At 62.4% G+C, this 25887-nt stretch carries 29 protein-coding genes; 13 read left to right on the forward strand and 16 right to left on the reverse strand.

Annotated features, from left to right (window positions below; genetic code table 11):
- Nucleotides 1-77 precede the first annotated feature (77 nt).
- The 3 genes from rplS to rimM all read right to left on the reverse strand — a co-directional run bounded on the left by rplS (nucleotide 78) and on the right by rimM (nucleotide 2030).
- The gene (gene rplS, locus QOV41_RS01155) at nucleotides 78-626 is read right to left on the reverse strand and encodes a 50S ribosomal protein L19 (protein WP_284578964.1); all 549 of its coding nucleotides are present in this window, start codon (nucleotides 624-626) and stop codon (nucleotides 78-80) included.
- Between the two features lie 178 nt (nucleotides 627-804).
- Nucleotides 805-1494, reverse strand: coding sequence for a tRNA (guanosine(37)-N1)-methyltransferase TrmD (gene trmD / locus QOV41_RS01160; RefSeq protein ID WP_284578965.1), 690 nt, complete (start codon nucleotides 1492-1494; stop codon nucleotides 805-807).
- Nucleotides 1491-2030: a ribosome maturation factor RimM gene (gene rimM, locus QOV41_RS01165; RefSeq protein WP_284578967.1), complete on the reverse strand. Its 540-nt coding sequence runs from the start codon at nucleotides 2028-2030 to the stop codon at nucleotides 1491-1493. The genes trmD and rimM overlap by 4 nt, the downstream gene beginning before the upstream one ends.
- Before the next feature lie 187 nt (nucleotides 2031-2217).
- Here rimM and QOV41_RS01170 point away from each other — a divergent pair, with 187 nt between their 5' ends.
- Complete coding sequence (locus tag QOV41_RS01170) at nucleotides 2218-2610, forward strand: hypothetical protein (protein ID WP_284578969.1); 393 nt, start codon at nucleotides 2218-2220, stop codon at nucleotides 2608-2610.
- On the opposite strand, the gene QOV41_RS01175 is transcribed toward QOV41_RS01170, so the two are convergent.
- Entirely contained in the window at nucleotides 2611-3039 is a 429-nt protein-coding gene (locus QOV41_RS01175; protein ID WP_284578970.1) for a metallopeptidase family protein, read from the reverse strand.
- Nucleotides 3030-4430 carry a 3-isopropylmalate dehydratase large subunit gene (gene leuC / locus QOV41_RS01180; RefSeq protein WP_284578971.1) on the reverse strand — a complete coding sequence of 467 codons (1401 nt, stop codon included), beginning with the start codon at nucleotides 4428-4430 and terminating at the stop codon, nucleotides 3030-3032. Before leuC ends, QOV41_RS01175 begins: the two co-directional genes overlap by 10 nt.
- A gap of 188 nt (nucleotides 4431-4618) precedes the next feature.
- Here leuC and QOV41_RS01185 point away from each other — a divergent pair, with 188 nt between their 5' ends.
- Together QOV41_RS01185 and QOV41_RS01190 are read left to right on the forward strand one after the other, a co-directional pair.
- Nucleotides 4619-5929 carry a lipopolysaccharide biosynthesis protein gene (locus QOV41_RS01185; RefSeq protein ID WP_284578972.1) on the forward strand — a complete coding sequence of 437 codons (1311 nt, stop codon included), beginning with the start codon at nucleotides 4619-4621 and terminating at the stop codon, nucleotides 5927-5929.
- 114 nt (nucleotides 5930-6043) lie between these two features.
- Complete coding sequence (locus QOV41_RS01190) at nucleotides 6044-7213, forward strand: carboxylate--amine ligase (RefSeq protein ID WP_284578973.1); 1170 nt, start codon at nucleotides 6044-6046, stop codon at nucleotides 7211-7213.
- A 1-nt stretch (nucleotide 7214) separates the two neighbouring features.
- Here QOV41_RS01190 and purH read toward each other — a convergent pair whose 3' ends face one another.
- The 4 genes from purH to htpX all read right to left on the reverse strand — a co-directional run bounded on the left by purH (nucleotide 7215) and on the right by htpX (nucleotide 12860).
- On the reverse strand, nucleotides 7215-8801 hold the full coding sequence (gene purH, locus QOV41_RS01195; protein WP_284578975.1) for a bifunctional phosphoribosylaminoimidazolecarboxamide formyltransferase/IMP cyclohydrolase: 1587 nt from the start codon (nucleotides 8799-8801) through the stop codon (nucleotides 7215-7217).
- A 65-nt stretch (nucleotides 8802-8866) separates the two neighbouring features.
- Entirely contained in the window at nucleotides 8867-10465 is a 1599-nt protein-coding gene (locus QOV41_RS01200) for a heparinase II/III family protein (RefSeq protein ID WP_284578976.1), read from the reverse strand.
- Between the two features lie 107 nt (nucleotides 10466-10572).
- Entirely contained in the window at nucleotides 10573-11871 is a 1299-nt protein-coding gene (locus tag QOV41_RS01205) for an RsmB/NOP family class I SAM-dependent RNA methyltransferase (protein WP_284578977.1), read from the reverse strand.
- Nucleotides 11872-11879: 8 nt separating this feature from the next.
- Nucleotides 11880-12860 carry a zinc metalloprotease HtpX gene (gene htpX / locus QOV41_RS01210; protein ID WP_284578979.1) on the reverse strand — a complete coding sequence of 327 codons (981 nt, stop codon included), beginning with the start codon at nucleotides 12858-12860 and terminating at the stop codon, nucleotides 11880-11882.
- Between the two features lie 106 nt (nucleotides 12861-12966).
- On the opposite strand from htpX, the gene QOV41_RS01215 reads away from it, so the two are divergent.
- Complete coding sequence (locus tag QOV41_RS01215) at nucleotides 12967-13167, forward strand: DUF1674 domain-containing protein (RefSeq protein WP_284578980.1); 201 nt, start codon at nucleotides 12967-12969, stop codon at nucleotides 13165-13167.
- Here QOV41_RS01215 and QOV41_RS01220 read toward each other — a convergent pair.
- From QOV41_RS01220 to ccmA, 5 genes are read right to left on the reverse strand one after another with little or no spacing between them, the layout of a single operon-like run.
- Nucleotides 13164-13697, reverse strand: a complete 534-nt coding sequence (locus QOV41_RS01220) for a DsbE family thiol:disulfide interchange protein (RefSeq protein ID WP_284578981.1) — start codon at nucleotides 13695-13697, stop codon at nucleotides 13164-13166. The two genes, QOV41_RS01215 and QOV41_RS01220, sit on opposite strands and share 4 nt — an antisense overlap.
- Nucleotides 13697-13861: a heme exporter protein CcmD gene (ccmD, locus tag QOV41_RS01225; protein ID WP_415926735.1), complete on the reverse strand. Its 165-nt coding sequence runs from the start codon at nucleotides 13859-13861 to the stop codon at nucleotides 13697-13699. Before ccmD ends, QOV41_RS01220 begins: the two co-directional genes overlap by 1 nt.
- Nucleotides 13858-14616, reverse strand: a complete 759-nt coding sequence (locus QOV41_RS01230) for a heme ABC transporter permease (RefSeq protein ID WP_284578983.1) — start codon at nucleotides 14614-14616, stop codon at nucleotides 13858-13860. Before QOV41_RS01230 ends, ccmD begins: the two co-directional genes overlap by 4 nt.
- A gap of 11 nt (nucleotides 14617-14627) precedes the next feature.
- A complete protein-coding gene (gene ccmB / locus QOV41_RS01235) occupies nucleotides 14628-15281 on the reverse strand; it encodes a heme exporter protein CcmB (RefSeq protein ID WP_284578984.1) in 654 nt (217 codons plus the stop codon).
- Entirely contained in the window at nucleotides 15278-15928 is a 651-nt protein-coding gene (gene ccmA / locus QOV41_RS01240; RefSeq protein ID WP_284578985.1) for a heme ABC exporter ATP-binding protein CcmA, read from the reverse strand. Before ccmA ends, ccmB begins: the two co-directional genes overlap by 4 nt.
- A gap of 165 nt (nucleotides 15929-16093) precedes the next feature.
- Between ccmA and acnA the strand changes: the two genes are divergently transcribed.
- From acnA to QOV41_RS01255, 3 genes are all read left to right on the forward strand, one after another.
- On the forward strand, nucleotides 16094-18766 hold the full coding sequence (gene acnA, locus QOV41_RS01245; protein WP_284578987.1) for an aconitate hydratase AcnA: 2673 nt from the start codon (nucleotides 16094-16096) through the stop codon (nucleotides 18764-18766).
- A gap of 161 nt (nucleotides 18767-18927) precedes the next feature.
- On the forward strand, nucleotides 18928-19668 hold the full coding sequence (locus tag QOV41_RS01250) for a DUF1223 domain-containing protein (RefSeq protein ID WP_284578988.1): 741 nt from the start codon (nucleotides 18928-18930) through the stop codon (nucleotides 19666-19668).
- Nucleotides 19669-19966: 298 nt separating this feature from the next.
- Nucleotides 19967-20356, forward strand: a complete 390-nt coding sequence (locus tag QOV41_RS01255) for a DUF2794 domain-containing protein (protein ID WP_415926736.1) — start codon at nucleotides 19967-19969, stop codon at nucleotides 20354-20356.
- A 3-nt stretch (nucleotides 20357-20359) separates the two neighbouring features.
- On the opposite strand, the gene QOV41_RS01260 is transcribed toward QOV41_RS01255, so the two are convergent.
- Nucleotides 20360-20857: a GNAT family N-acetyltransferase gene (locus QOV41_RS01260; RefSeq protein ID WP_284578989.1), complete on the reverse strand. Its 498-nt coding sequence runs from the start codon at nucleotides 20855-20857 to the stop codon at nucleotides 20360-20362.
- 87 nt (nucleotides 20858-20944) lie between these two features.
- The gene (locus tag QOV41_RS01265; protein WP_284578992.1) at nucleotides 20945-21679 is read right to left on the reverse strand and encodes a Bax inhibitor-1/YccA family protein; all 735 of its coding nucleotides are present in this window, start codon (nucleotides 21677-21679) and stop codon (nucleotides 20945-20947) included.
- Between the two features lie 198 nt (nucleotides 21680-21877).
- Between QOV41_RS01265 and thpR the strand changes: the two genes are divergently transcribed.
- The 6 genes from thpR to QOV41_RS01295 all read left to right on the forward strand — a co-directional run bounded on the left by thpR (nucleotide 21878) and on the right by QOV41_RS01295 (nucleotide 25887).
- Nucleotides 21878-22417 carry an RNA 2',3'-cyclic phosphodiesterase gene (thpR, locus tag QOV41_RS01270; protein ID WP_284578994.1) on the forward strand — a complete coding sequence of 180 codons (540 nt, stop codon included), beginning with the start codon at nucleotides 21878-21880 and terminating at the stop codon, nucleotides 22415-22417.
- Between the two features lie 203 nt (nucleotides 22418-22620).
- Nucleotides 22621-23142: an invasion associated locus B family protein gene (locus QOV41_RS01275; RefSeq protein ID WP_284578995.1), complete on the forward strand. Its 522-nt coding sequence runs from the start codon at nucleotides 22621-22623 to the stop codon at nucleotides 23140-23142.
- 98 nt (nucleotides 23143-23240) lie between these two features.
- The gene (locus QOV41_RS01280) at nucleotides 23241-23744 is read left to right on the forward strand and encodes an invasion associated locus B family protein (protein WP_284578997.1); all 504 of its coding nucleotides are present in this window, start codon (nucleotides 23241-23243) and stop codon (nucleotides 23742-23744) included.
- A 141-nt stretch (nucleotides 23745-23885) separates the two neighbouring features.
- Complete coding sequence (gene rlmN, locus QOV41_RS01285) at nucleotides 23886-25094, forward strand: dual-specificity RNA methyltransferase RlmN (RefSeq protein WP_284578998.1); 1209 nt, start codon at nucleotides 23886-23888, stop codon at nucleotides 25092-25094.
- A 29-nt stretch (nucleotides 25095-25123) separates the two neighbouring features.
- The gene (locus tag QOV41_RS01290; protein WP_284581417.1) at nucleotides 25124-25471 is read left to right on the forward strand and encodes a restriction endonuclease; all 348 of its coding nucleotides are present in this window, start codon (nucleotides 25124-25126) and stop codon (nucleotides 25469-25471) included.
- Entirely contained in the window at nucleotides 25468-25887 is a 420-nt protein-coding gene (locus QOV41_RS01295; RefSeq protein ID WP_284579000.1) for a GNAT family N-acetyltransferase, read from the forward strand. Before QOV41_RS01290 ends, QOV41_RS01295 begins: the two co-directional genes overlap by 4 nt.

Raw genomic sequence — 25887 nt, forward strand, 5'->3', positions numbered from 1 at the left:
CGGCCAGCGGCGCGTAAGGCAGCGCACAAAAAAGCCCGGCCAAAGCCGGGCTTCTGAAAATGCATGAGCCGGAGCGACTATTCGCTCTTAGCCTCGCCTTCGGCGCCATTGGCCTGCTCGGCGGCAGCAGCGGCTGCCGCAGCTTCGGCGTCCTTGGCTGCCTGCTCGGCGGCAAAGGCCTCAGCGGCGGCGATCTTTTCGGCTTCACGAGCCTCGCGTGCCGCGACGGCGGCAGTGCGCTCTTCGGCCTCGATCTTCTTGGTGCGGGCGTTGGTCGATTCGAAAATGCGAGCCGACTTACCGCGACGATCGCGCAGGTAGTAGAGCTTGGCGCGACGAACCTTACCGCGCTTGAGAACTTCGATGGAAGCGACGTTGGGGGAATAAAGCGGGAACACGCGCTCCACGCCTTCGCCGTACGAAATCTTGCGCACGGTGAAGCTTTCCATCAGGCCGCCGCCGGTGCGGGCGATAACGACGCCCTCATAGGCCTGGAGGCGCTCCTTGTTGCCTTCGGTGATCTTAACCCACACCTTGATGGTGTCACCATGGGTAAATTCGGGGAAAGTGCGCTTGGCGGCAAGCGCCTCAACCTGTTCGGCTTCGAACTGCTGGATGATATTCATGATCCGTCCTGATCTTTTCAAAGGAGCGATTGTTCGGGCTTTCATGCGCCCGTCGCCCGGTCTTGGTTGGTAACGGAGAGTTTTCGTCTTCTTATTGGTGCCTGCTAGGTCCGATATGCCCACGCAAGCGAGTAGTGGCGGCGCTATAGGGGAAAAAGACCGCCGAGTCTAGGCAGTTTCAGCCTTCATCGGGCAGGAGGTCCGGCCGTCGCGCGCGCGTCAGCAGGCGGCTTTGTTCCAGCCGCCAGCGGGCGATCTTGCCGTGGTCACCTGAGGTGAGGACAGGGGGGATCGTCATGCCCTCGAAAGTCTGTGGCCGCGTGTAATGCGGGTATTCCAACAACCCATTTTCAAAGCTCTCGTCGGCATGGCTTTCCGCCGCCCCAAGCACACCGGGGATCAGCCGCACCACCGCCTCGAGCAGCACCATGGCGGCGACTTCGCCCCCCGCCAGCACATAGTCGCCGATAGAGATTTCTTCTAAGTGGCGGCTATCGATCACCCGCTGATCAACCCCTTCGAAGCGACCGCAGACGATCACCGCGCCGGGGCCTTGTGCCAGCTCCCGCGCTCGGGCCTGGGTGAGCGGCCGGCCGCGGGGCGACATGAGGATGCGGGGTCGCAGATCATCGGGGGGCGATACCGTGTCTATTGCCTGCGCGAGGATATCGGGCTTCAGCACCATTCCCGCGCCACCGCCCGAGGGGGTGTCATCGACCGTCCGGTGCCGGTCCGTCGCGAAACTGCGCAGGTGCACGGCTTCCAGGGACCACAATTTGTCGGCCAGGCCGCGACCAAGCACCGAAGCACCCAATGGTCCCGGAAAGAGCTCGGGGAACAGCGTGATGATGGAGGCTGAAAAGCTCAATCGGGCTCTTCCTCACCTTCTGGGGCATCGCGCGGCAGGACGATGGTGAGATAGCCCTCCGCGATGCGGATATCGGGAACCACGGCCTTGGTGAAGGGATAGAGGAAGGTGTCGCCGCTCTGCGGATCCTGCACCTCAAGCAAATCGCCGGCGCCGAAATTTGGCAGAGCCGACACCCGGCCGATGACGACGCCCGTTTCAAGGCGCGCCTCCAGTCCGATCAGGTCGGCATGGTAGAAATCGTCCTCGTCCTCCGGTGGCGGGAGGCGGTCGCGGTCGATGAATAGGGAGACGCCGTTGAGCTTTTCAGCTTCGTTGCGGTCCGTCACACCCTTAATGTGAGCAATGGCAACATTCTTCTGCAGGCGCAGTTTGTCGATCGTGATGGTCAGGCCAGGGCGATCGGTCTGCAGCGCGCCGTAGCTGGCGATCGCTTCGGGATCCTGCGTAAAGGTGGTGACCCGCACTTCTCCCTTGATGCCGTGGGCGGCGCCGATCTTGCCAAGGAGCAGGGGCTGGGACGGTGGTAACTTCATGTGGGCTCCAAGAGCTCTGTTGTCCGGCGTCTTAGCAGGCCCATCCTGCCGCGCAAGTATCGCCTGCCTTCGGCGGCTGCTCGGAAGTTGCGGTCCGGAGGAGGGCGAGCACTGCCTGCCGACGAAATGGGAACTCAATGCCCTCTGCCGTTCTTACTCGAAACAAGACACACAAGGAGCCTGTTCCATGGCAAGAACTCTCACTTCGCACGACGACATTCGGCAATGGGCGCAGGCGCGCGGCGGCAACCCCATGCTGATGGATACGCCCGACGTGCATGAAGACCGCACGCTTCTCACCATCACCTTTGGCCAGCACGCTCTCAATGCCGAGCGCAACGAGGGCCCGGATGTGAACCCCTATGGCGGCTGGAATCTCTCCGGCTGGGAGGAATGGTTCGCCGAGTTCGACAAGCAGAAGCTGGCGATCAAGGTCAATGATGACCAACCCGGCTCGCTCGACAATGATTTCACCTTCGTGCCGCGCGATGGTGACAAGGCCGAGCAAACCACCGATGCGGCGCGGCAGCCACCCAATGTCAGCATCAAATCGCCTGATCCTGCCGACCGGGCGTCCTAGTCAGTCGGTATCCACCTGGGTCTCGATCGCCTCCATGTCCTCGTCGGAAAAGCCGAAATGGTGGCCGAGTTCATGGACAAGCACATGGGTGACGATCTCGCCGAGCGTGTTGTCGTCATGCTCGGCCCAGTAGTCGAGGATGGCACGGCGGTAGAGGTAGACGGTGTTGGGGAGCTGCCCGGTAAACGGGGCGGCTCCACCTTGTGCCAGACCCACTCCTGAAAAAAGGCCCATGAGTTCGAATGGGCTCTCCATTCCGAATTCCCGCAGGACATCGTCCTCGGCAAATTCGGCGACCGAGCAGGTTACATCGGCCGCCAATGATTTGAACGGCTCCGGCAGGTCCGCCAGTGCGGCGCTCGCCAGAGCCTCGATGTCGTCGAGACTGGGGGCGTAACGCTCGCCCCAGTCGTCAGTACTTACTGCCACTCGCGAATATCGACGAAATGCCCCGCGATGGCTGCTGCCGCGGCCATGGCAGGCGATACCAGGTGCGTGCGACCCTTGAAGCCCTGACGACCCTCGAAATTGCGATTGCTGGTCGAGGCGCAGCGCTCTTCGGGGCGCAGCTTGTCGGGGTTCATGGCGAGGCACATGGAGCATCCTGGCTCCCGCCACTCAAAGCCGGCGTTCTTGAAGATGACGTCCAGCCCTTCGGCCTCCGCCTGCTCTTTGACGAGGCCTGACCCGGGAACGACCATCGCGCTCACACTCGGCGCCACCTTGCGGTCCTTGATCACGGCAGCAGCGGCGCGCAGGTCTTCGATGCGGCCATTGGTGCACGAGCCCAGGAACACCCGGTCGACATTGATATCGGTGATCTTGGTGCCGGGCTTGAGGCCCATATAGTCCAATGCCCGCCACTTGGAGGCGCGCTTGTTCTCATCGGCAATTTCGTCGGGGTTCGGCACTGCACCGGTTACCGAGATCACGTCCTCGGGCGAGGAGCCCCATGAGACAATCGGGGGGAGCTTGGCAGCATCGAGCACTACGACCTTGTCGAAGTGCGCGCCGTCATCGGAGTAGAGCGTCTTCCAATAGTCCAGCGCCATGTCCCAGGCTTTACCCTTGGGCGCGCGCGGACGGTCCTTCACATAGACAAAGGTGGTCTCGTCTGGTGCGATCAAGCCCGCACGTGCGCCGCCTTCAATGGTCATGTTGCAGATGGTCATGCGACCTTCCATGGACAGCGACCGAATGGCTTCGCCTGCAAATTCGATGACGTGACCATTGCCGCCGGCTGTGCCGATCTCGCCGATAATGGCCAGGATAATGTCCTTGGCGGTGACGTGCGGGGGCAATTGCCCATCCACCCGCACCAGCATGTTCTTGGCTTTTTGCTGCTTCAGCGTTTGGGTGGCCAGCACGTGCTCGACTTCGGACGTACCAATGCCGTGCGCCAGGGCGCCGAAGGCACCGTGGGTCGAGGTATGCGAATCGCCGCAAACGATGGTCATGCCCGGCAGGGTGAAACCTTGTTCAGGCCCCACGATGTGCACGATACCCTGCCGTCGGTCATAGGCGTCGTAATACTCGATGCCGAAGTCACGCGTATTCTCCGCTAACGCGGCGATCTGAGTGGCGCTTTCCGGATCCGGGTTGGGCAGGCTGCGATCGGTTGTGGGGACGTTATGATCAACCACTGCGAGCGTGCGTTCCGGGTGGCGCACCTTGCGGCCGCTCATTCGAAGGCCCTCGAAAGCCTGTGGGCTCGTTACCTCGTGAACAAGATGCCGATCGATATAGAGGAGGGAGGTTCCATCCTCGTTGTTCTGCACCAGGTGGTCGTCCCAAATCTTGTCGTAGAGCGTGCGGGCCATTGGAGTTCCGGCAGGAGTGAACAGTTTGGAGCCGTTCTAAGCCTTGGAGGCGGGAGCGGTCAAGCATAACCGTACTCACGGGTACGGTAACACAAATGCGTGTTCGGACGTAAGGGAATGCTTAGCTTGGGTGCGCTAGCATCCTCCTTGCCAGTTTTGATCCACCTGTCCCTGTCCCGGAGAAGCTCTTGCCGTCCCTATGGCGCCTGCTCGCGCCGATCTTTGGCTTGATGGGTGCACGACTTGCTGGAGCGGCGTTTGGCTTTCTCAGCCAGTTGGCTTTGGCTCGGGCGTTCCCGCCATATCAGGTGGGCGTTGCCTTTCTCGCCATCAGCGTCACCACCTTTGTCAGCCTCCTTGTCACCGGTGGGTACCACACCATCGGTCTTGCCTACCTGGCTCGCTTCCAGGCCTGGGGACGAACACGCCTGACCTCGGCGTTCCTCAGTGCTTCCCTACGGGACATGGCTATTCTGTGGTGTCTAGCGGGCATCCTTGCCGGTAGCCTCTGGTTCCTACCTGCTGACCGTGGCATGGCGGCTGCGGGCTTCTGGGGTACGCTCGCTGCGATCCCGCTCAGCCTCATCCGCCTCAACAACAGCATGGCCAATGCGCAGCGGCGCTTTGCGCTGTCCTATGTGCCGGACTTCGTGGTTCGTCCGGCGCTGCTGCTCGGCCTCATCCTTATCCTCGTAGCAATCGGCGCGCGCCAGTCTGCCCTGCCGCTGCTGATTGCCTTGCCCGTGATTGCCCTGGCCGTCGCCATTGGGCAGGGCTTGCTCATGGGTCCAGACAATGTCCTGAGGCGTTGGCACTTCCAAGGAGCCGATTTGCGCCGGAAATACCGTCCCCGCGCCATCGCCATGCTGGCCGTGACGATCGTATCGGGAGCCACTGCGGATCTCGTGGTGCTCGTCGCCGGCTTTCTCTTACCGCCCGAGGAGGTGGCTGTTTTGGGGGTGGCCATTCGCATAGCGGCACTGGTGGGTTTCTTCGCATTGGCTTCGCAACAATTCGTGCTTCGGGACCTTGTTGCGGCCCGCAGCAGCGGCGATCCACTCGTCCTCAATCAGCTTCTGCTACGGACCAACCTTGCAGGGGCCGGCACGATGGCTGTTGCTGTTTTGGCAGCCCTGCTGCTCGGCCATCTTGTTTTGGCGCTCTTTGGCGAAACCTATGAAGATGCCTATCTGCCCATGGTCATCTTCCTGATCAGCCAAGCGGTCCGCGTCATGGGCGGGTTGAATGCACAACTGCTTGCCCTGGGTGGACATCAAATCCGCAGTGCCGCCATCTGTTTGGCCGCGCTGGGCGTGCTGGTGGTCGGCTCGCTGGTGCTGACGCCAATTTGGGGCGCTCTCGGCATAGCGGTAGCGACCCTTGCAGCCGAGATATTCTGGGCACTGCGGCTGGCAGGTCTCACGCAGCGCTTGGAGGGCCGGCGCGCCGATCTGTTCTTTGGATGGACGCGACATCATTTGTTAATTCCGCGGCGCTAGGAAATTGGAGGTGGCGACCCATACTCTCCTTGGTGGCCAAGGCAGGCTGAGCGTGTACTTCAACTTCCCTTGCCGGCTGGCTCCAAGCAGCCGGTTGCTGCTGGACGATCGCCCATGAGCGGCAATTCCAAACTTCGGGGCGTACTCATCCTGGGTGGCAGCTATGGGGCTCTGGCTGTCGCGCGCAGCGTCGGCCGGCACGGCATTGCCGCAGCCTATCTGGGCGAGCGCTACTCCGTCGCCCACTCGTCCCGCTATATCGGGCATGCATCGCCCTGGGAGAGCAGCAACGAACCCGACCCGCTAGAGAAGCTTCTCGGTTTCGCTGATGAGCATCAGCTGGATGGCTGGTTGCTTCTGCCCTGCGCAGATTTCGAAGTGCAGTTCATCGCCAAGAACCACGCGCGGCTCGCTGAGCGCTTCCAACTCGTCACCATGGACTGGTCAGCCTTGGAGCCACTCAACGACAAGTCGGCACTTTATCGGCTCGCCGGAACTATCGGCATTGGGCACCCGCAAGTCTACGAGGCGGGCATCCCACCGGCGGATATTGCGTTCCCGGTGGTGCTCAAACCCATCTCAACCGAGGCCCCAAATCCGTTGACGCGCGCCAAGGGATGGCGTGCGGAAAATGCGACAGACTTCGCAATGAAGCTGGCGCGGGCCGAGAGCTATGTTGGGCGGCGCGGGCTCGTTGTGCAGCAGTTGATCCCCGGCTCGGGCGACGCGCAGCTTTCCTATGCAGCACTCTGGGACAATGGCTGCGAAGTGTGCAGCGTGACGGCGCGTCGCTCGCGGCAATACCCCCTGGGCTTTGGTACTAGCCCCTTTGTCGAGAGCGTCGAAATACCGGACGTGAGCAACGAAGCGCGTCGCCTTCTTGGGGCCGTCGGCTATCATGGTCTCGTCGAGGTCGAGTTCAAGCGCGATCCGCGCGACGGTTCCCTCAAGCTGCTTGACGTCAACACTCGTGTCTGGGCATGGATCGGGCTGGGTGAGGCGATGGGAGTGGATTTCCCCTATCTAGCCGCGCTGGTCGCCGCCGGCGAACCAGTGCCGGCGCTCCACCCGCCCCGCTACGGACCCGTGTGGCGACGGCCCATTCCCAATGCCCTTTCGGTGCTCCACAGCGTCCTGCAAGACGGCCAACCCGGCTATGCTGCGGGGCGGTCCGTTTTTGCCCGCGCCCATTCGGCCGTTTTTTGCTGGGACGATCTCCGCCCCGTCTTCGCGGAACTGCCCACCCAGATCATGCGCGCCGTTGGAGCCTTCCTCAGCCGCTGACCTAATGCCGGAAGTGGCGCATGCCGGTCATCACCATGGCAATGCCGGCCTTGTTTGCCGCCGCGATCACCTCTTCGTCGCGCATCGAGCCACCGGGCTGCACCACCGCTGTGGCGCCGGCCGCAACCAACGCCTCCAAACCATCGGCAAAGGGAAAGAAGGCGTCCGACGCGGCGACCGAGCCTTGTGTGAGTGCACCCTCTATGCCTGCCGCCTTGGCAGCATCGATCGACTTGCGGTGGGCGGTCAGCGCCGAATCCACCCGGCTCATCTGCCCGGCACCGATGCCCACCGTTGCGCCATCCTTGACGTAAACGATGGCGTTCGATTTCACGTGCTTTGCCACCTTGGCTGCAACCCTTATGTCGCGCATCTGTGCATCAGTGGGGGCACGTTCCGTTACCACTTTGACCTCGCAATCATCGACATTGCGGTTGTCGCGTGACTGCACGAGCAGGCCACCCGAAACCGACTTCACCAACAGCCCTTCGGCCTTGGAATCGGCAAGGCCGCCGGTGAGCAAAAGGCGCAAATTCTTTTTTGCTGCAATGATTTGCTGGGCTTCCTCGGTGGCCGAGGGAGCAACGATCACCTCGGTGAAAACCTTGACGATCTCGGTCGCGGTCGCGGCGTCGATCTCCCGGTTGGTCGCGACAATGCCCCCGAACGCCGAGACCGGGTCGGTGCGCAGCGCATTTCGGTAAGCCGTTGTAAGATCATCAGAAACTGCAACGCCACAGGGGTTGGCATGCTTGATGATGGCGACTGCCGCCACCTCGGCCGGGTCGAACTCCGAGACCAGCTCAAAAGCGGCATCGGTGTCGTTTATGTTGTTGTAAGACAACGTTTTACCCTGCACCTGGGTGGCCGTCGCGACGCCCGGGCGTGCATCGCCATTGCCATAGAAAGCAGCCCATTGGTGCGGGTTTTCGCCATAGCGCATTACTTCGCGCAGTGAGCCGGCGAAGCTGCGATAGCCGACCTCCGGATAGTCGATCGCCCGGGCGAACCAGTTCGAAATGGCGCTGTCATAAGCGGCGGTGCGGGCATAGGCTTTGGCGGCAAGCCGCTGCCGTAGGGCATATGGCACACCCCCTTGGCTGCGAATTGCTTCTAGCACCGCAGGGTAGTCGTCCGGGTCGACAACTACGGTCACATAGGCGTGGTTCTTGGCAGCGGAGCGCACCATGGCCGGGCCGCCGATATCGATGTTCTCGATGATGTCGTCGTATGATGCGCCAGAGGCGACGGTCTTCTCGAAGGGATAGAGGTTGACCGCCACCAAATCGATCGCGCCGATCTCATGCGTACTCATTGCTTGAGCGTGTTCCGCCTTGTCGCGGACGGCAAGGAGACCGCCATGCACCTTGGGATGCAGGGTCTTGACCCGCCCGTCCATCATCTCGGGAAAATCGGTGAGATCCGAGATCTCTCGCACTGGCAGGCCGGCGTCCCGGATCAGCTTGTGCGTGCCGCCGGTCGACACCAACTCCACGCCAGTCTCCGCTAGTCCTCGGGCGAAGTCGGCCATGCCTGACTTGTCGAAAACCGAAAGCAGGGCCCGCCCGACCTTGACCGTCTTGCTCATGAGAGTGTCTCGTTGTTGATGATTTCGCGGGCTCGCTAGCACGAAGTCGGCCCTGCGCCAATGCGCTATTGCTGCTCGAGCGTGAAGATCCAGGCGATCTCAAGGTCGGCCGCGACATCGGCTTCCAGAACCAGTTGGCGCGTCCTGTTGAGACCCAGATGGGCGGATTGACGCACACTGTCGTCTTCCCGCAATTCAGCGCCTTCCCAAAGAAAGCTCCAGACTGCCCCGTTGGACAGAACGAGGCGCAGCACCCCCTCACCCTGATCATTTCGGATCATCACCCCTGGTGCTAGGTGAAACCGGATCGCCAGCCGCCCCCGCGGCTTGCCCGTAACTATAAGCCGGTCCTGTCCGACCAAGGTTGTTCCGCCCGATAGGAGGGTCAAGCGGCGCTCGAGATCAACGCCGAAGCGTTTGGCGAAGCCGCTGCTGGTGAGGGTGAGAATATGGTCGGCGCTATCGAGCTTTGCCTGTGGCGCCTCGGAGCCCAGCACATCTTCCTCATCGATTGTCGGAGCGCTGTGAGCGATGGTCTGACGGAAGAGCTCCCGGCTTTCGGGAAGATCGGTCGGCGCGGGGCCGCAATTGCCCACGATCAGCTCGCTGCCATGGGAGAATTCGAAGGCAAGCGCACTGGCATGGCTGCCGCGGCTCATGCTTGGCGGTGGCAGCAGCCCAGTGTCGGCAATCACCACCGCCTCTCCGTCGCGCAGGGTGCCGTAGCCGCCGACGATGCGGGAGCGGGGAGGGCGCCCCGGCCCGTTAGCCTGAATGGCGATCAGAACATCGTGGGGCAAGTGTCCGCCGCCGTTGAAATATCCTGGTTGCCCGTTGGAAAGGGTCAGGGCGGCGAGGCTCTCATGCATGCGCTCAATCTGCGCGGATAGCTCATTGAGTGCTTCCGATTTGGCGATGAGCGCTGCCGCGCCTCGCACGCTTACCAGTTCGACAAGCAGTTGCAGTTGCAGGCGGGGGTTGCGGGAGCGGTGCAGGCCATCAGGATCGAGCTGCTGCGCCAGCAGCGCGTTGAGCTCAGTTAATCGTGCGTCGACTTCCGTATTGTCGCTCTGTTCGCAGCATTCGGCGCCCAGGAGCGCGGCGGCGGCAAGCAGCGCGTCAGCGGGATCCGCCGCGAGGGGGCCTCGTATCCTGAGGCTTTGGATTTGGGTGCTAAGCACACGCTGCAAGGTCCTAGCCTCGCCCGGGGAGGCGCCGTCAAGCAGCAGCGTCAGGTGTCGCAACCAGTTGAGCACGCGTTGTGCAGTAACCTGTATAGCCCAACTATCGTGGTCGAAAGCGCCCTCGCGATTGATCCAATCGAGCACCAGCATGCGGGCGAACTGCCGTTCGCCGGAGTCCACCGTGCCGCGGAAGTGCCGTAGCCACGAAAAACCCTGCAGGTTCGACCACCAATCCAGATGGTCAACGTCAACGCTGAATGGAGATGCGCCACCGGTCTCGACCAGCTTGCTGGACAATAGATAACGTCCGGCCATCATGTCGCGAACGGTGTCCCGATCCGAGGGGCGGAACTCCGGCAAATCCCCTGCAAAAGCGTTGTCCGCGAGGCTGCGCCAAGTCCAGCGCAACAAGGGCAGCGTGACGATCCAGTCCACGGTGGCCGAGGACAGACGGCGCGTACGGTCGCGGAGCGCTGGCATCTACGCCTCTCCCGCCCGTCGGCGCATCAGCAGCACCGGCATCGCCAAGATCTTCAAAACCCACCTCACCAGCGGCAACGAAGCGCCACTGCCCCGACTCGCCCTCTCTATCTACGGCGAAACCGGGCGACGAAGAAGCCGTCCATGCCCCCCGAAATACCACCAGGATTCATTCCGGGGTGGGTCCGCACCATTCCTTGGCCTGTGACAGCCGCTTGCAGTCCCGGTAAATCATCTGTGGAGAGCGGCCAGAGCTCAAGACCCGATAATCTATCTAAGGCCCACATCGCCTGCTCCTCGCCCTCGGCAGGCTCAAGCGAACAGACGCAATAGATCAGAACGCCGCCCGGCTTCAGGCAGCCCAATGCATTGCGCAAGAGATTGCGCTGCAATCTAACTCGCCCTGCCACATCGGCAGAGGTGCGCCGCCAGATGACCTCAGGGTGACGCCGGAAGGTGCCGGTTGCCGAACAGGGGGCGTCGAGCAGCACGCCGTCGAAAGGCTCCGTGGCAGCATAGGTGGCGGCATCTCCGACGATTGTCTCTGCTGTATATCTCAGGCGACTCAGATTGCCGGAAAGGCGTTCCATACGCTTGGCATCGCTATCGAGCGCCGTTACCGCGTAACCCGACTTTGCCAGTTGCGCAGTCTTGCCGCCCGGGGCTGCGCATAAATCCAACACTCGCGCACCAGCCTCAAGTCCAAGGAGGCGAGCAGGGATGGCGGATGCTGCATCCTGCACCCACCACTGTCCTTCATCAAAGCCGGGGAGAGCATCTACAGGTCGGTCCCGTTGCTCGATGCGCACCGTATCGGCAATAACCTGCTCGGCGCCGAGTGCTGCAATCAGGTCTGCATCTTCATGCTTCAAGGTGAGGTCGAGCGGGGCACCATCGAGCAGGGCTTTGGAAAAAGCGGCGATGGCGTCCTCGCCATATGCCTCAAGCCAGGTATCACCAAAGGATTCCGGAATCAGGAGGTCGTCAGAAAGCATGCCGAACTTGGCGGAATTTGCCTGCGCATTGCGAAGTACGGCATTCATCAGACCGGCAAGATGGCGGGCCCTGGCATCCCGCTTGATTGCCTCGACCGCCAGGAACAAGGCGCTGTGAGCGCCGAGATCAGGCAGAAACACCAACTGCGTCAAGCTCAGCCGCAGCACGGCTTCGAAGGTCCCGGATTTACCGGGCATGCCTTTGTCGAGCAGGGCGTGAATGATGAAGTTCAGCTGCCCCTGGCGACGCAAGGCAGTGGTGATGAGGCGGTTCGCCAGCGCGCGATCGCGGCCATCGGCCAGGTCGGCAGACGTGAGAGGCGAGAAATTGTCGCCGTCCAACACGGATTTGAGCCGCTGGGCGGTAACGAGGCGGAGCTTCAGTCCCGCCGGTTCAGTCTTGTGAGCCACGCTTTTGCTTATCCCCAGGGGCCGCGACCATCGCGATCCTCTTCGGCGCGCTCGACACTCGGCACGCGCCAGCCATTGCCGCTCTGCCGCACCGTCACGGGCGGGCGGCGCGGCTGCGACCGAGGCGTGTTATCGGCCAGCGGCATCTCCCCGGCAAGTCTTTGCAGCGCAACGATGCGGTTGCCGGTGTCAGGGTGGGTCGCAAAGAGATTATCCATACGCTGCCCGGAGAGCGGATTGATGATGTACATGTGCGCCATGGCGGGGTTCCGCTCGGCAGGGACATTGACCTGCCGACCGGCGAGCGTGGCAATCTTCTTTAAAGCCGAGGCGAGCGCCAGCGGATCGCCCGAGATCTCGGCCCCATCCTTGTCAGCCTCATATTCCCGGGTGCGGCTCACGGCCATCTGTACCAAGATGGCAGCGAGCGGGGCCAGGAACACCATCAGGAGGGCGCCGACGCCGCCCAGCGGGTTATCGCGATTGTTGCCGCCGCCGAAAAACAAGCCAAACTGCGCCAGGGCCGAGATGGCGCCGGCAAGGGTGGCCGTGATGGTCATGGTTAGGGTATCGCGCGAGCGGATATGGGCGAGTTCGTGCGCAACAACAGCCGCGACTTCGCGCGTGTCGAGGTGCCGGAGCAGGCCTGCAGACACCGCAACGGCGGCGTTATTAGGATCGCGGCCGGTGGCGAAGGCGTTAGGCTGATCGGTCTGGATGACATAGACCTTAGGCGTTGGGATTCCCGCCTTGCGGGAAAGAACGTCAACCATCTCATAGAGTTCTGGTACGCGCGAGCGCTCCACCGGCACGGCATTCTGCATCCGGAGCACCATTTTGTCGGAGTTCCAGTAGGCAAAAAGATTCGTGCCGGCGGCGAAGAGGAAGGCAATCATCATGCCGGTGGTGCCACCGATGAAATAGCCAACGACCATGAACAGCGCGGTCATAGCCGCCAGCAACAGCGTGGTGCGAAGTGCGTTGAACATGGCGGAGCCCTTGGGTTCTCAAGCTATGGCAATTATGTTGGGTGCCAGCTGGTTCCGCGCAAGGCGCGTGAACAAACCGTAATCCTGAACGGGTTCTGAACGCATTATGAATGACGAAAACACCCTTCCTGAACAGCAAAAGCCGCTCCCGCCAGCCGCGCAACGGGCCTTGGCGGAAGCGGAGGCACGGCGACGCGATATCGATGCTAGGACAGCCTTCGCTCCCAAGGAGAAAGGTGGCCGCGGCGGGCTGGAGCCGAACCGCTATGGCGACTGGGAGATTAAAGGGCTGACCAGCGACTTCTAGCTGGCGGCCGCAGCGATGGCGGGCAGGAGTTCGCGCTCGAAAGTCTGAGGGGTAAGCGGACCGACATGCTTGAAGGTGATGATGCCATTGGCATCCACCACGAAGGTCTCGGGCACGCCATAGACACCCCAATCGATGGAGACGCGGCGATTGCGGTCGGCGCCGACGGCGTCGTAGGGGTTGCCCAGTTCGGCTAGGAAGGCCCGAGCATTCTCGGGTGCATCGGCCTGGTTGATGCCGTAGAGGCGGACGCCAGTGTTGGCCTTGAGTGCTTCGAGCAGTGGGTGCTCGGCACGGCAGGGCACGCACCAGCTGGCAAAGACATTGACCACTGTCACCTCGCCCCCAAGGCTTGCGGTGTCGAAGCCCGGCACGCCTAGCTCAGGCACCGGCTCGAGCGCAAAGCTGGGCACTGGTTTGTCGATCAGCACCGAGCGCACGAGATTGGGGTCGCGGTCGATGGAAAAGGCAAAGACGGCCACAAGTGCGATCAGCAAAAGCAGTGGCAGCCCGAACAGCACATAGCGCATCAGGTGGCGTCCCGGCGGCGGGGATTGGCCGCTTCGAGTTCAGCGAGGCGCAGCCGGGTGCGGCGGGCGTCCAAGAGGGTCCAGCCGGCCAGCGCTGCAACTGCGAGCGCTACGCCGAGGTAAGCCCAGATTATATAGATGGCGTGCGGCCCCAGATCGATCATGCGGCCCTCTGCACGGCGCGGCGCTCCAGCCCCTGAATGCGCCGGCGCTGCACTTCGGTATGCATGGCCTTGAGATGGAGCGCGAGGAACAGGAAGGTGAAGGCGAAGAACATCAAGAACAGCGGCGTTAGGATTGAGGGCGGCATGGTTGGGCCGTCGGCTCGGAACACGCTTGCCGGTTGATGAAGGGTCGACCACCAATCCACCGAGAATTTGATGATGGGGATGTTAACAGCGCCCACAAGGGTAAAAACGGCGACCACGCGTGCCGCCCGGAGCTGGTCGTCGAAGGCGCGCCACAAGGCGATGATGCCCAAATAAATGAAGAGGAGCACCAGAGTGGAGGTCATGCGACCGTCCCACTCCCAGAACGTCCCCCAGGTCGGGCGACCCCAAAGAGCGCCGGTAAAGAGCGCCAACGCGGTAAAGAGCGCGCCCAGCGGTGCAGCCGACTTCATGGAGACATCGGCCATGGGATGGCGCCAGACCAAGGTGCCGATGGCCGAGATGGACATCACCACATAGGTGAACTGGCTGAGCCAGGCGTTGGGCACGTGAATATACATGATCCGGACGGTGTGGCCCATCTGGTAGTCCTCGGGCGAACCGAAAAACGAGAACCACAAACCCACGGCGAAGAGGATGGCGGTCAGCGCCACCAAAGGCCAGAGCAGGGGACGCGTCCAGGCGACGAATTGGCCGGGATGGGCGATCCGGTTCCACCAGCGCTGCTTGGGTGCGGTTTCGATGCTCATGGAAACTGGCTCTAGTCTTCAGCCGAGCTTATCGCAAGGGCGGCGGCAAAGGGAGACAGCGCGACTGCCATGAGGCTCAATGCCGCAAGAAAGAGCAGTGCCGCACCCGCTTGCGGATTGCCGATAGCGCCGACCCCGAAGATGAGCACCGGGATGGAAAGCGGGGCGATGAGGATGGGCGCGACCAGGCCGCCGCGCCGAATCGCAACGGTCACGGCCGCACCAACGGCCCCAAAGGCTGCCAGTGCGGGGGTCCCCACTAATAGCGAGAGGAAAGTGCGCCAGAAGGTTGGGACATCCATGGCGAGCAGCATCGCCAGGAAGGGAGAGGCGATGATCAGGGGCAGGGCCGAAACAATCCAATGCGCCATCACTTTTGCGGCAATGGTGGCCGATAGCGGCAGATCGGCCTGCCGCAGCAGGACCAGCGTGCCATCGTCGTGATCGGGGCCAAAGAGCCGGTCGAGGCCCAGCAGCATGGCCAAAAAGGCCGCGATCCAGACGATGCCTGGCGCCACGGTCGCCAGCAAGACCTGATCGGGGCCAACAGCAAAGGGCACCAGAGCACCGACGATGACAAAGAAGAGGACCAGCGTCAGTACGTTGCCGCCGCCTCGCAGCGAGAGCTGCAGGTCCCGCCGGAGCACCGCCCAGAACGCCCTCATGCTGCAGCCTTGAGGCTGAGGATTTCAAGCTGGCTGGTGGGAGCGAGGTCGATGGGGTCATGGGTGGCGACAATGGCAAGTCCGCCTCGGGCCAGATGCCCGTCGAGCAAGCGCGCGACCAGGGTGTGGCCCTGGCTGTCGAGCGCAGCGGTGGGTTCATCAAGGAGCCAGACCGGTCGAAGGCTGACGAGCAGCCGCGCCAGAGCCAGGCGACGGGACTGTCCCGCAGACAGATGGCCGGCGTCGAGCCGGGCAAGCGAGCCCAGCCCAACTTCCTCTAGGGCTGCTTGGGGCGAAACGCCGGTTTCGCCATTAAGTTGTGCCCAGAAGGAGAGATTTTCGAGCACGCTCAGCCGTGGCTTGATGGCGTTGCGATGGCCGCAATAGTGCAGCTGCGGACCTGCGTCGGCATCGGCTCCATCAATGACCATTGCGCCGGCGAGCGGCGGCACCACGCCTGCCAGGGTCAGCAGCAGCGTGGTCTTGCCGGTGCCGTTTGGCCCGCGCAGCAGAAGGCAAGTGCCCCCGGCGACGGCGAAATCGAGGTTATCGACGAGGGTCAATCCGGCTCGGCCACAGGCAAGCCCCTGAGCGCGCAGCTCCAGCGGCGGAAAGGCTGGCGGTGGAAAGACTTGCCGATCGGTCATGGCCCCATCTCGTATTGAACGAAAGGCAAGGCTGGCAAGGCCAAACTCGATTGGCTATAAGCCGTCCAGATTGGAGTCATTCCAGGAAAGGCGACGCTTTTCGAGAAGTTCTCCGGGCTTTCCCCCGTAAGCGTCAGCACCATAAGCAAAAGGGCGGGACCAAACGTGAGCTCACTAGACAGCTTCAAATCGAAATCGACCCTAACGGTCGGCGGCAAGACCTACACCTATTACTCACTTGCCGAAGCCGAAAAGAACGGGCTCGCGGGCGTTTCGGCCCTGCCGCACTCGATGAAGGTGGTGCTGGAGAACCTGCTGCGCTTTGAAGACAACCGCACCGTCACCAAGGAAGATATCCTGGCGGTGGCCGAGTGGCTCAAGACGCGCACCAGCGAACACGAAATCTCCTATCGGCCGGCGCGCGTGCTAATGCAGGACTTCACCGGCGTTCCCGCCGTGGTGGATCTGGCGGCCATGCGCGACGCTACGGCCAAGCTCGGCGCCGATCCCCAGAAGATCAATCCCCTCGTCCCCGTCGACCTCGTGATCGACCACTCCGTGATGGTCGACCAGTTCGGCACGCCAATGGCGTTCGAGCAGAATGTGGAACTTGAATATGAGCGCAATGGCGAGCGCTATGAATTCTTGCGCTGGGGCCAGTCGGCGTTCGACAATTTCCGCGTCGTACCGCCCGGCACCGGCATTTGCCACCAGGTGAACCTTGAATACCTGGCCCAGACCGTCTGGACCAAGGACGAGAACGGCGAGACCGTTGCCTATCCCGACACGCTGGTTGGCACTGACTCGCACACCACCATGGTCAATGGCCTGGCAGTGCTGGGCTGGGGCGTTGGTGGGATCGAGGCCGAGGCGGCCATGCTGGGCCAACCGATCACCATGATGATCCCCGAGGTCGTCGGCTTCAAGCTGACCGGCAGGATCAACGAGGGTATCACGGCCACCGATCTGGTGCTGACCGTCACCGAGATGCTGCGCAAGAAAGGAGTGGTCGGCAAGTTCGTTGAATTCTACGGCCCGGGCCTCGATTATCTCAGCCTCGAAGACCAGGCGACGATCGCCAACATGGCGCCCGAATACGGCGCCACCTGCGGCTACTTCCCGGTTGATGCCGACACTCTGAAGTACTTGACCACTTCAGGCCGTGATCCGCAGCGCGTGGCGCTGGTGGAAGCCTATTCCAAGGCGCAGGGCATGTTCCGCGAGACCACTTCGCCGGATCCGGTCTTTACCTCCACTCTCGAACTCGACCTCACCACCGTCGTTCCCTCGATCTCCGGCCCGAAGCGCCCGCAGGATCGAATCGTGCTGACCCAGGCCAAGGAGAAGTTCATTGCCGGCCTGCCGACCGAGTTCGGCAAGACAGACGAGCCGCAGGTGCAGGTGGAAGGCGAAGACTACGCCATCGGCCATGGCGATGTGGTCATCGCAGCCATCACCTCGTGCACCAACACCTCGAACCCATCGGTGCTGGTTGCTGCCGGTCTCGTGGCCCGCAAAGCCCGCGAACTGGGGCTGACCCGCAAGCCATGGGTCAAAACCTCGCTAGCGCCCGGGTCGCAGGTGGTGACCGACTATCTGACTTCGGCAGGCTTGCAGGAAGACCTCGACGCTATCGGCTTCAACCTCGTGGGCTATGGCTGCACCACCTGCATCGGCAATTCCGGCCCGCTGCCGGCGCCGATCAGCAAGGCAGTGCAAGCCGGTGACTTGGTCGCCGCCTCGGTCCTTTCGGGTAACCGCAATTTCGAAGGTCGCGTGAACCCCGACGTCAAGGCGAACTTCCTCGCCTCGCCGCCGCTGGTGGTCGCCTATGCGCTGGCCGGTTCGATGAAGATCGACATCACCACCGAGCCGCTGGGCACGGGCAAGGACGGGCAGCCGGTCTATCTCAAGGATGTCTGGCCCTCCAACCACGAGGTCGCCGAGATCGTCCGCACCCACGTTACCCCCGAGATGTTCAAGGGCCGCTATTCGGACGTTTTCAAGGGCGACGAGCACTGGCAGGGGATCGCGGTGGAAGGCGGGGAGACCTATGCCTGGAATTCCGGCTCCACCTATGTGCAGAACCCGCCTTACTTCGAAGACCTCGAAATCGAGCCCAAGCCGGTAACCGATATCGAGAAGGCGCGCGTCCTGGCGCTCTTCCTCGACTCCATCACCACCGACCACATCTCGCCAGCCGGTTCGTTCAAGCCGAGCACGCCAGCGGGGCAGTATCTGCAGGAGCACCAGGTCGCGCCTAGGGATTTCAACTCCTATGGCGCGCGTCGCGGCAACCATGAAGTGATGATGCGTGGCACCTTTGCCAATATCCGCATCAAGAACCAGATGTTGCCGGGCGTCGAAGGCGGCTTCACCAAAGGTCCCGATGGCAGCCAAATGCCGATCTATGACGCAGCCATGGCGTACCAGGGCCAGGGCACGCCGCTGGTCGTCTTTGCCGGCAAGGAATATGGAACGGGCTCCTCGCGCGACTGGGCGGCCAAGGGCACCAACCTGCTTGGCGTAAAGGCCGTGATTGCCCAGAGCTTTGAGCGTATCCACCGCTCGAACCTGGTGGGCATGGGCGTGATCCCGCTGCAGTTCAAGGACGGCGAGAGCTGGCAGTCGCTGGGCCTCGATGGCTCCGAGACGGTGGACATCATCGGGGTCGAGACAATCACCCCGCGCGCCAAGGTGAACGTCCAGATCACCAAGGCCGATGGCAGCGTGCTGAACGTCGAAACGCTGTGCCGCATTGATACGGCCAACGAGCTCGACTACTTCAAGAACGGTGGCATTCTGCACTACGTGCTGCGCAGTCTCGTCGCGGCATAAGGGCACCTCGCTCGATCAAGCTTAGAATGGCGGCCCATGAGGGCTGCCATTTTTGTTTGTGCGGTGCTGTGTGACCGAACGTACACCCGTGGCAGCGGATTCACTGTCTCACCCCTTTTTGACTAGCGGGGGCCCTCGCGGCGGGCTTACAACTTCGGTCCATGACCCTTCGTCCCCTTCTTGCCGCCTCGCTCGGCCTTGTTGCGCTTGCCCTATCGTCCTCTTTTGCCGGGGCCGAGCACTATCGCATCCGGCCCAAGGCGGTGGTTGAGCTGTTTACCAGCCAGGGCTGCGCCCAGTGCCCCCCCGCTGACGCCCTGCTCACGAGCCTCGCCGAGAGCGGGGATGTCGTGGCGCTCGCCTACCATGTCGACTATTGGGACTATGTGGGTTGGGAAGACACTTTCGGCGACGGCATGTTCTCGGACCGGCAGCGTGCTTACGCAGAAAGCTGGGGCTCCTCGCGCATCTATACTCCGCAGATGGTGGTCAATGGCGCCAAGGGCGTTGTAGGCTCAAAGCGTCATGAAGTGCATGGCGCCTTGAGCGGGGTGAGCCTGCCCCTTTCGGTGGAGCTCGAGCGCGACGGCGACATGCTCAAGGTCAGTGTGCCGGCCGATCCGCAGCTGGGTGACGCAGTGGTGTGGCTGGTTACCTATCGCGACCGTGCCGAAGTGATGATCGACAAGGGCGAGAATGCCGGCAAGACCATGGCCTATACCCAGGTCGTGACCGGGCGACAGGCGCTGGGCATGTGGGAAGCCGAAACCGGTGCGGATCTCAAGCTGCCGCTCCACGAGGTGATGGCCGACGAGGCCACGGGGATTGCCGTACTCGTGCAGCAAGAACGCGAAGGTTTGCCCGGACCTATTTTGGGAGCCGCCGCCTACGAGCAGCATTGATCGCAACCATGCAAAGAAAGCCCGCCCTTGGGGGCAAGGGCGGGACGGTCTGACTGACTGGTCAACTTAGAAAAGGGCGGCTGGTGTCCAAACGTTTCGGTTGGGGGCTCGGTCTGCCTGGGCACCAGCCACTGGAGGCAACGATCACAAGATCGTGGGCTAATCGGGCGGGCTGAGGGACAAAGTATGACCGAATTGGGGTATTTCGTTACCTGAGCGTTAAGCGTGCGACCGCTTGCATCGGGGACTGAAAGCCGCAACTATGACACTACGTTGACATCGGAGGGCCACCCCAAAGGTGCAGGGCCGGACATCGAAAGACAACAAAGTTAGCCTTTCCCTGGTGCAGGGTGGGGAGGGATCGCCACCGACTGGTGGCGGCAAGCCGCTCGCCATCGTGCCCTTTGATCGCAAGGAACTGGCGACGATCCTCTCGGTCTATGGCCGCAAGGTGGGGCAGGGCGAATGGCGCGACTACGCCATGGATTTCCTTAAGGACCGTGCGCTCTTTTCAATCTATGCGCGCGTTTCTGAGCGGCCGCTCTTTATCATCGAAAAGGCGCCTCGCCTGCGCAACCGGCAGGGGCAGTATTCGGTGACCAATCAGCAGGGCCGTATCCTCAAGCGCGGGCATGACCTCGCGCAGGTGCTGCGAGTGCTTGATCCGCAGCTTGCAGTGGTGAGCTAGCGCCTAGAGCGCCAGCTGCATGTGGACGATGTCCAGCCAGCGGTCGAATTTGAGACCGAGCTTCTCGTGCCGCCCGATGTGGCGGAAACCGAGTTTTTCGTGCAGGGCAATGGAGCGGTCCTGCTCCCCGGTGATGACGGCGATCATCTGCTTGAAGCCGAAGGTGCGGGACTGGACGATGAGCTCGGTCAGGAGCGTTCGGCCCAGGCCGGAGCCAATGGCATCCTCGCGCAAATAGATCGAATCCTCGCAGGTAAAGCGATAGGCGGGCCGGGGCCGGTAAGTCGAGGCATAGGCGTAGCCGATGACCTCACCCCCGCGCTCGGCGATGATTACTGGATGCCCCGCATCAAGCATGTGGCCGAACTTTTCGGCGAGATAGGTATGGCCAGGTGCCTCAAGGTCGAAGGTGGCCGTCGATGTCTCGACATAGTGCCGGTAGATGGCGGTGATCGCGGGGATATCACCCCAGGAAAAGGGGCGCAGGACGAGGTCGGACACTTGAGGGCGCAACTCGACAAAAGAAAAGGACCGCAGCCTTTCTAAGCTGCGGTCCCGATATTCGTCCAACCAAATTCTTGGTGCTGGTTACTCGCGAGTGCCGAACAGGCGGAGCAGCATCAGGAAGAGGTTGATGAAGTCGAGGTAGAGGCTCAGCGCGCCCATGATGGCGCCCTTGGCCAGCGTGTCGGCACCAAGCGTCTCGGAGTAGCCTTCCTTGATCTTCTGGGTGTCGTAGGCGGTGAGGCCCACAAAGATCAGCACGCCAACGGCAGAGATCGCAAATTCAAGCATCGAAGACTGCATGAAGATGTTGACCACCGAGGCGATGATCAGGCCGATCAGGCCCATGAACAGGAAGCTGCCCATGCCGGTGAGGTCACGCTTGGTGGTGTAGCCGTAAAGGCTCATGGCACCGAACGTAGCGGCCGTGATGAAGAACACCTTGGCGATCGAGGCGTCGGTGTAGACCATGAAGATGGAGGACAGCGACAGGCCCATGATGGCCGAGAACGCCCAGAAGGTGCCTTGCGCGGCAGTCACGGAAAGCTTGTTGATGCCAAAGCTCAGCACCATTACAAAAGCGAGTGGCGCCAGGGCCACAACCCACATCAGGGGCGTGGTGTAAAGCAGCGCACCCCAGGCGGTCAGCTCGCCATTGCTCACGGCGGCGGCATTGGAGAAGTAGGCGACGACACCCGTCACTACCAGTCCGATACCCATATAGTTGTAGACGCGCAGCATATAGCTGCGCAGGCCCTCGTCGATGGCCAAGGCCGAGCCGGCCCGCGCACCGAGGGTCTGACGGTCATATTCAGCCATTTAATCGGTTTCCTTTCCCAATATGAGAGCGGTCTCTAACCGCCGGTGGGCATTGCTTGCCACTTGCACAACAATATGGATGCCACGCCCTTGGTTTACAAGTGATCTCGGGGCGCTGCGACGAATGGACTGGCTGCGGCTTAAGGTTGTGTTACGGTCCGGGGCGAATCTGATGCTGACCTGCACGAGGAGGGCCCCATGCCCCGGCTCTTTACCGGCCTCGAAATCCCGACAGATGTGGGATTTGCGCTTTCTCTCAAGCGCGGTGGCCTCAGCGGCGCCCGCTGGATCGACCCCGAGAATTACCATATCACCCTGCGCTTCATCGGTGATGTCGACGGGCAGACCGCCGACGAGGTGGCCGATAGCCTCGATCGGCTCTCCAATTCGATGCGGTTCGAGGTGCGGCTCACCCATCTAGGGACATTTGGTGGCGATAAGCCGCGGGCGCTTTATGCGGGGGTGGATCCGAGCGAAGCTCTAACCCGGTTGCAAGCCGCCCAGGAGCGGGTGCTACAACGGGCGGGACTACCCGCCGAGGGGCGCAAATTCGTGCCGCATGTGACACTGGCGCGGCTGCGCGGAGCCGGCGCCGAAGAGGTGGCGCGCTTTATTGCCGATGCCGGGCGGTTCGAACCGCTGAGCTTTCCGGTGGGCCGGTTCGTGCTCTATTCCAGCAAGGACTCGGTGGGCGGTGGGCCCTATGTGGTCGAGCAGAGCTACCCCCTGGCCGCCTAAAGGTCACTCAAGTGTTAGCGCATTGGTAACGCTGAGCGTAGCTTGAAGCGCTGGGCGCCAAATTGCCGCCGCCTTTGCCTCGCATTTGAAGTGAATTGGTCCGGTGCAGGGCGGCGCTTGACTTCTTGGTAACCATGTTGGGGCAGAGTCGCGCGGGCAGCTCTTCCGAGCATGGACCACATAGACGAGAGGAAGAATTGGCGATGACGAAGAAAACCGGTGGCCTTATCCTTGGGCTCGCGGTCGGCGCGGTCATGGCTCTCGCTCCTGCCGCCCAGGCGCAGCAGGCGACCGAGCTCGGCACTTTCAGTGCCTGGACCGCCTGGCAGGCGACCGATGCCTCGGGCACGATCTGCTATGTCTCTGGCACGCCGCAATCGAGCGAGCCGGCCGGGGCCAATCGCGATCCGATCCATTTCATGATCATCCACCGCAAGGGGATGGGCACCAAGAACGAAGTCCAGACCATTATTGGCTATCCCTTCAACACCACCGACGCCAAGGCCAGTGCGACGATCGACGGGCGCAGCTACCCCATGGTGACCGAGGGTTCGGCCGCCTGGCTCGCCTCGACAGGTGATGAAGCCGGCTTCGTGCAGGCCTTCAAGGCTGGCAGCCAGCTGGTGGTGCGCGGCACCTCGCAGCGTGGAACCAATACAGTGGACACCTATTCCCTGTCGGGTGCCACGGCGGCGGTGAACGCGATCGACGGCGCCTGCGCCTGATCACCCTTTCGGGTTGCCCCCTAGGGGCGATCCGCCATAATCGGGCGGCGGGCCGCGAGGCCCACGCCCTTTTTGTTGTTTGTCCAGAGAGGCCCTTCATGACCAAGCCCGTCCTTGCGCTTGCCTTGCTCGCCACCCTAGTTCTGCCCGCCAGCGCCCAGGCGCAGCAGGTACGGCTCTTGGGAGAGCATCGCGCCTGGTCGAGCTATGCGGCAAATGATGCGGCGGGCGAAGTGTGCTTTGCGATGGCCGAACCCGAAAGCGTCGAGCCGACGCCGGACGACTACAGCCAGGCCTATGCCTATGTGACCAACCGGCCGGCCGAGACTGTCAGCAACGAATTCAACCTCGTGGCTGGCTTTGCTTTCCAGCCCGATAGCCAGGCCACCGTGACGGTGGACGGCCAGACCTTTAATCTCTTCACCCAGAACGACGCGGCCTGGCTCGACGATGCCAGCCAGTCTGGAGCGCTGGCCAGCGCCATCCGCGCCGGATCTTCCATGGTGATCGAGGGCACGACAGCCGCCGGCATCAAGGTGACGCAGACCTATTCGCTCTCGGGCGCCACCGCTGCGCAGCAATCGATCGACGCGGAGTGTTGAGTCGTTCCGCTCGCGCAGACGTGACAGAGAAGGGCGAATAGCAGGCCTGCATCCGGCAAACGGACCCATGACTTTGCGCAAAGGGCACCCATATGGTATGGGCTTCGCCACTTCCCGCATTTCCGGACTCTTGCCACGCCCATGAGCATTGCGCTGAACCTCGACCATTCGACTGCCGTGCGCCCTGCCGCCGCCAGCCGGCCGTCGCTGATCGGTCTTTCCAAGCCGCAGCTCGCTGCCTCGTTGTTGGACGCGGGAATTGCGACGGAAAAGGAAAGCCGCATGCGGGCGAGTCAGCTGTGGAACTGGCTCTATGTGAACGGCGTCACCGATTTCGAGCGGATGACCAATGTGGCCAAGCCGGTGCGCCAGAAGCTCGCCGACGCGTTTATTCTCGACCGGCCCGAAATCGTCTCCGAGCAGGTTTCGAGCGATGGGACCCGCAAATGGCTGTTCCGCTTCCGCGACCCGGCCAATCCGAACTATCCGCCCGTCGAGGTGGAAACCGTCTATATCCCCGAGGCGGATCGTGGCACGCTCTGCGTGTCGAGTCAGGTCGGCTGTACGCTCACCTGCTCGTTCTGCCATACCGGCACGCAAAAGCTGGTGCGCAATCTCACTGCCGGCGAGATCCTGGGCCAGGTGCTGATGGCACGCGAGCGCCTGGGCGACTTTCCCGGCGGCCAGCGTCCGGATGACGGCGGACTCGTGCCCGGCGGCGAGAGCCGCGCCATCACCAATATCGTGATGATGGGCATGGGCGAGCCGCTCTACAATTACGAGAACGTCAAGCAGGCCCTGCTGATCGCTTCGGCCGGTGATGGCATGAGCCTGTCCAGGCGCCGCATCACGCTTTCGACCTCCGGTGTCGTGCCCTTTATCGAGCCGACCGGGCGCGAGATCGACGTGATGCTCGCCATTTCGCTCCATGCCACCAATAATGATCTGCGCGACGTGCTGGTGCCGATCAACAAGAAGTGGCCTTTGGAAGAGCTGCTCGAGGCCTGCCGGAACTATCCCGGCCTCTCCAATGCCCGCCGCATCACCTTCGAATATGTGATGCTCGACGGGATCAATGACAGCGACGCCGAGGCACGCGAACTGGTGCGGCTCTTGGCGGGCATTCCCGCCAAGATCAACCTCATTCCGTTCAACCCCTGGCCGGGCTCGAACTATGGCACCTCGCCCTCCTCGCGGATCGAGCGCTTTGCCGACATCGTCAATCGCGCGGGCTATGCCAGCCCTGTTCGCACGCCACGCGGCCGCGATATCTTCGCCGCCTGCGGGCAGCTCAAGAGCGAGAGCGAACGGCTGAGCAAGAAAGACCGCGAGGCGCTGGCGGTGCTGTGAGCCCGTCGGCGCGACGCGTCGAAGCGGCCCTGGCCGCAGTGGAAGCTGCAGCCGCGCGGCGCCACCCCGATATCTGCCCGCTCTGCGAGCGACCCATTCCGCCCGAGGCGAAATCAAGCCGGCATCATCTAACGCCCCGGCTCAAGGGCGGCACGCATAAGGGTACGGTGCGCCTCCATCAGGTCTGCCACAGCGCCATCCACGCCCGGTTCTCGGAAGCCGAGATCGCCACCCGGCTGGCAGATGTGGAAAGCCTGCGCAGCGATCCGGAGATGGCGGCCTTTATCACCTGGATCCGCGACAAGCCGCCGACCTTCCATGCGCCCACCCGCATGACGCGCGAGCGGCGGCAAACCAAGCGGGAGCGCAACCGGTGAGCATCACCGTCCGGCGCATGGCCCCTGACGATTCGGCGGCCTTCGCCAGAATTGCCGGTGGGGTGTTCGACCAGCCCATCGACCCGGTCCGCCTCCGCGACTATCTCGCCACGCCAGGGCATCTACTGGTGCTGGCCTTTGACGGTGACCTGATCGTGGGACAGTGCGCTGGGGTGCTGCACCGGCATCCCGACAAGGTGACAGAGCTCTATGTCGATGAGGTGGGAACAGGTGATAACTATCTGCGGCGCGGCGTCGCTTCCTTGATGCTGGGAGAGCTCTTTGCATGGGGGAGGGAGCTGGGCTGCGCGGAGGCGTGGCTGGGCACCGAGCTCGACAATGAGGCGGCCAACGGCTTTTATCGCCGCTGGGGCGGCGCCGAAGACACGATCAAATACTACGAGTTCAAGCTCTAG

The sequence above is a fragment of the Devosia sp. RR2S18 genome (assembly GCF_030177755.1).
Taxonomy (GTDB): domain Bacteria; phylum Pseudomonadota; class Alphaproteobacteria; order Rhizobiales; family Devosiaceae; genus Devosia; species Devosia rhizosphaerae.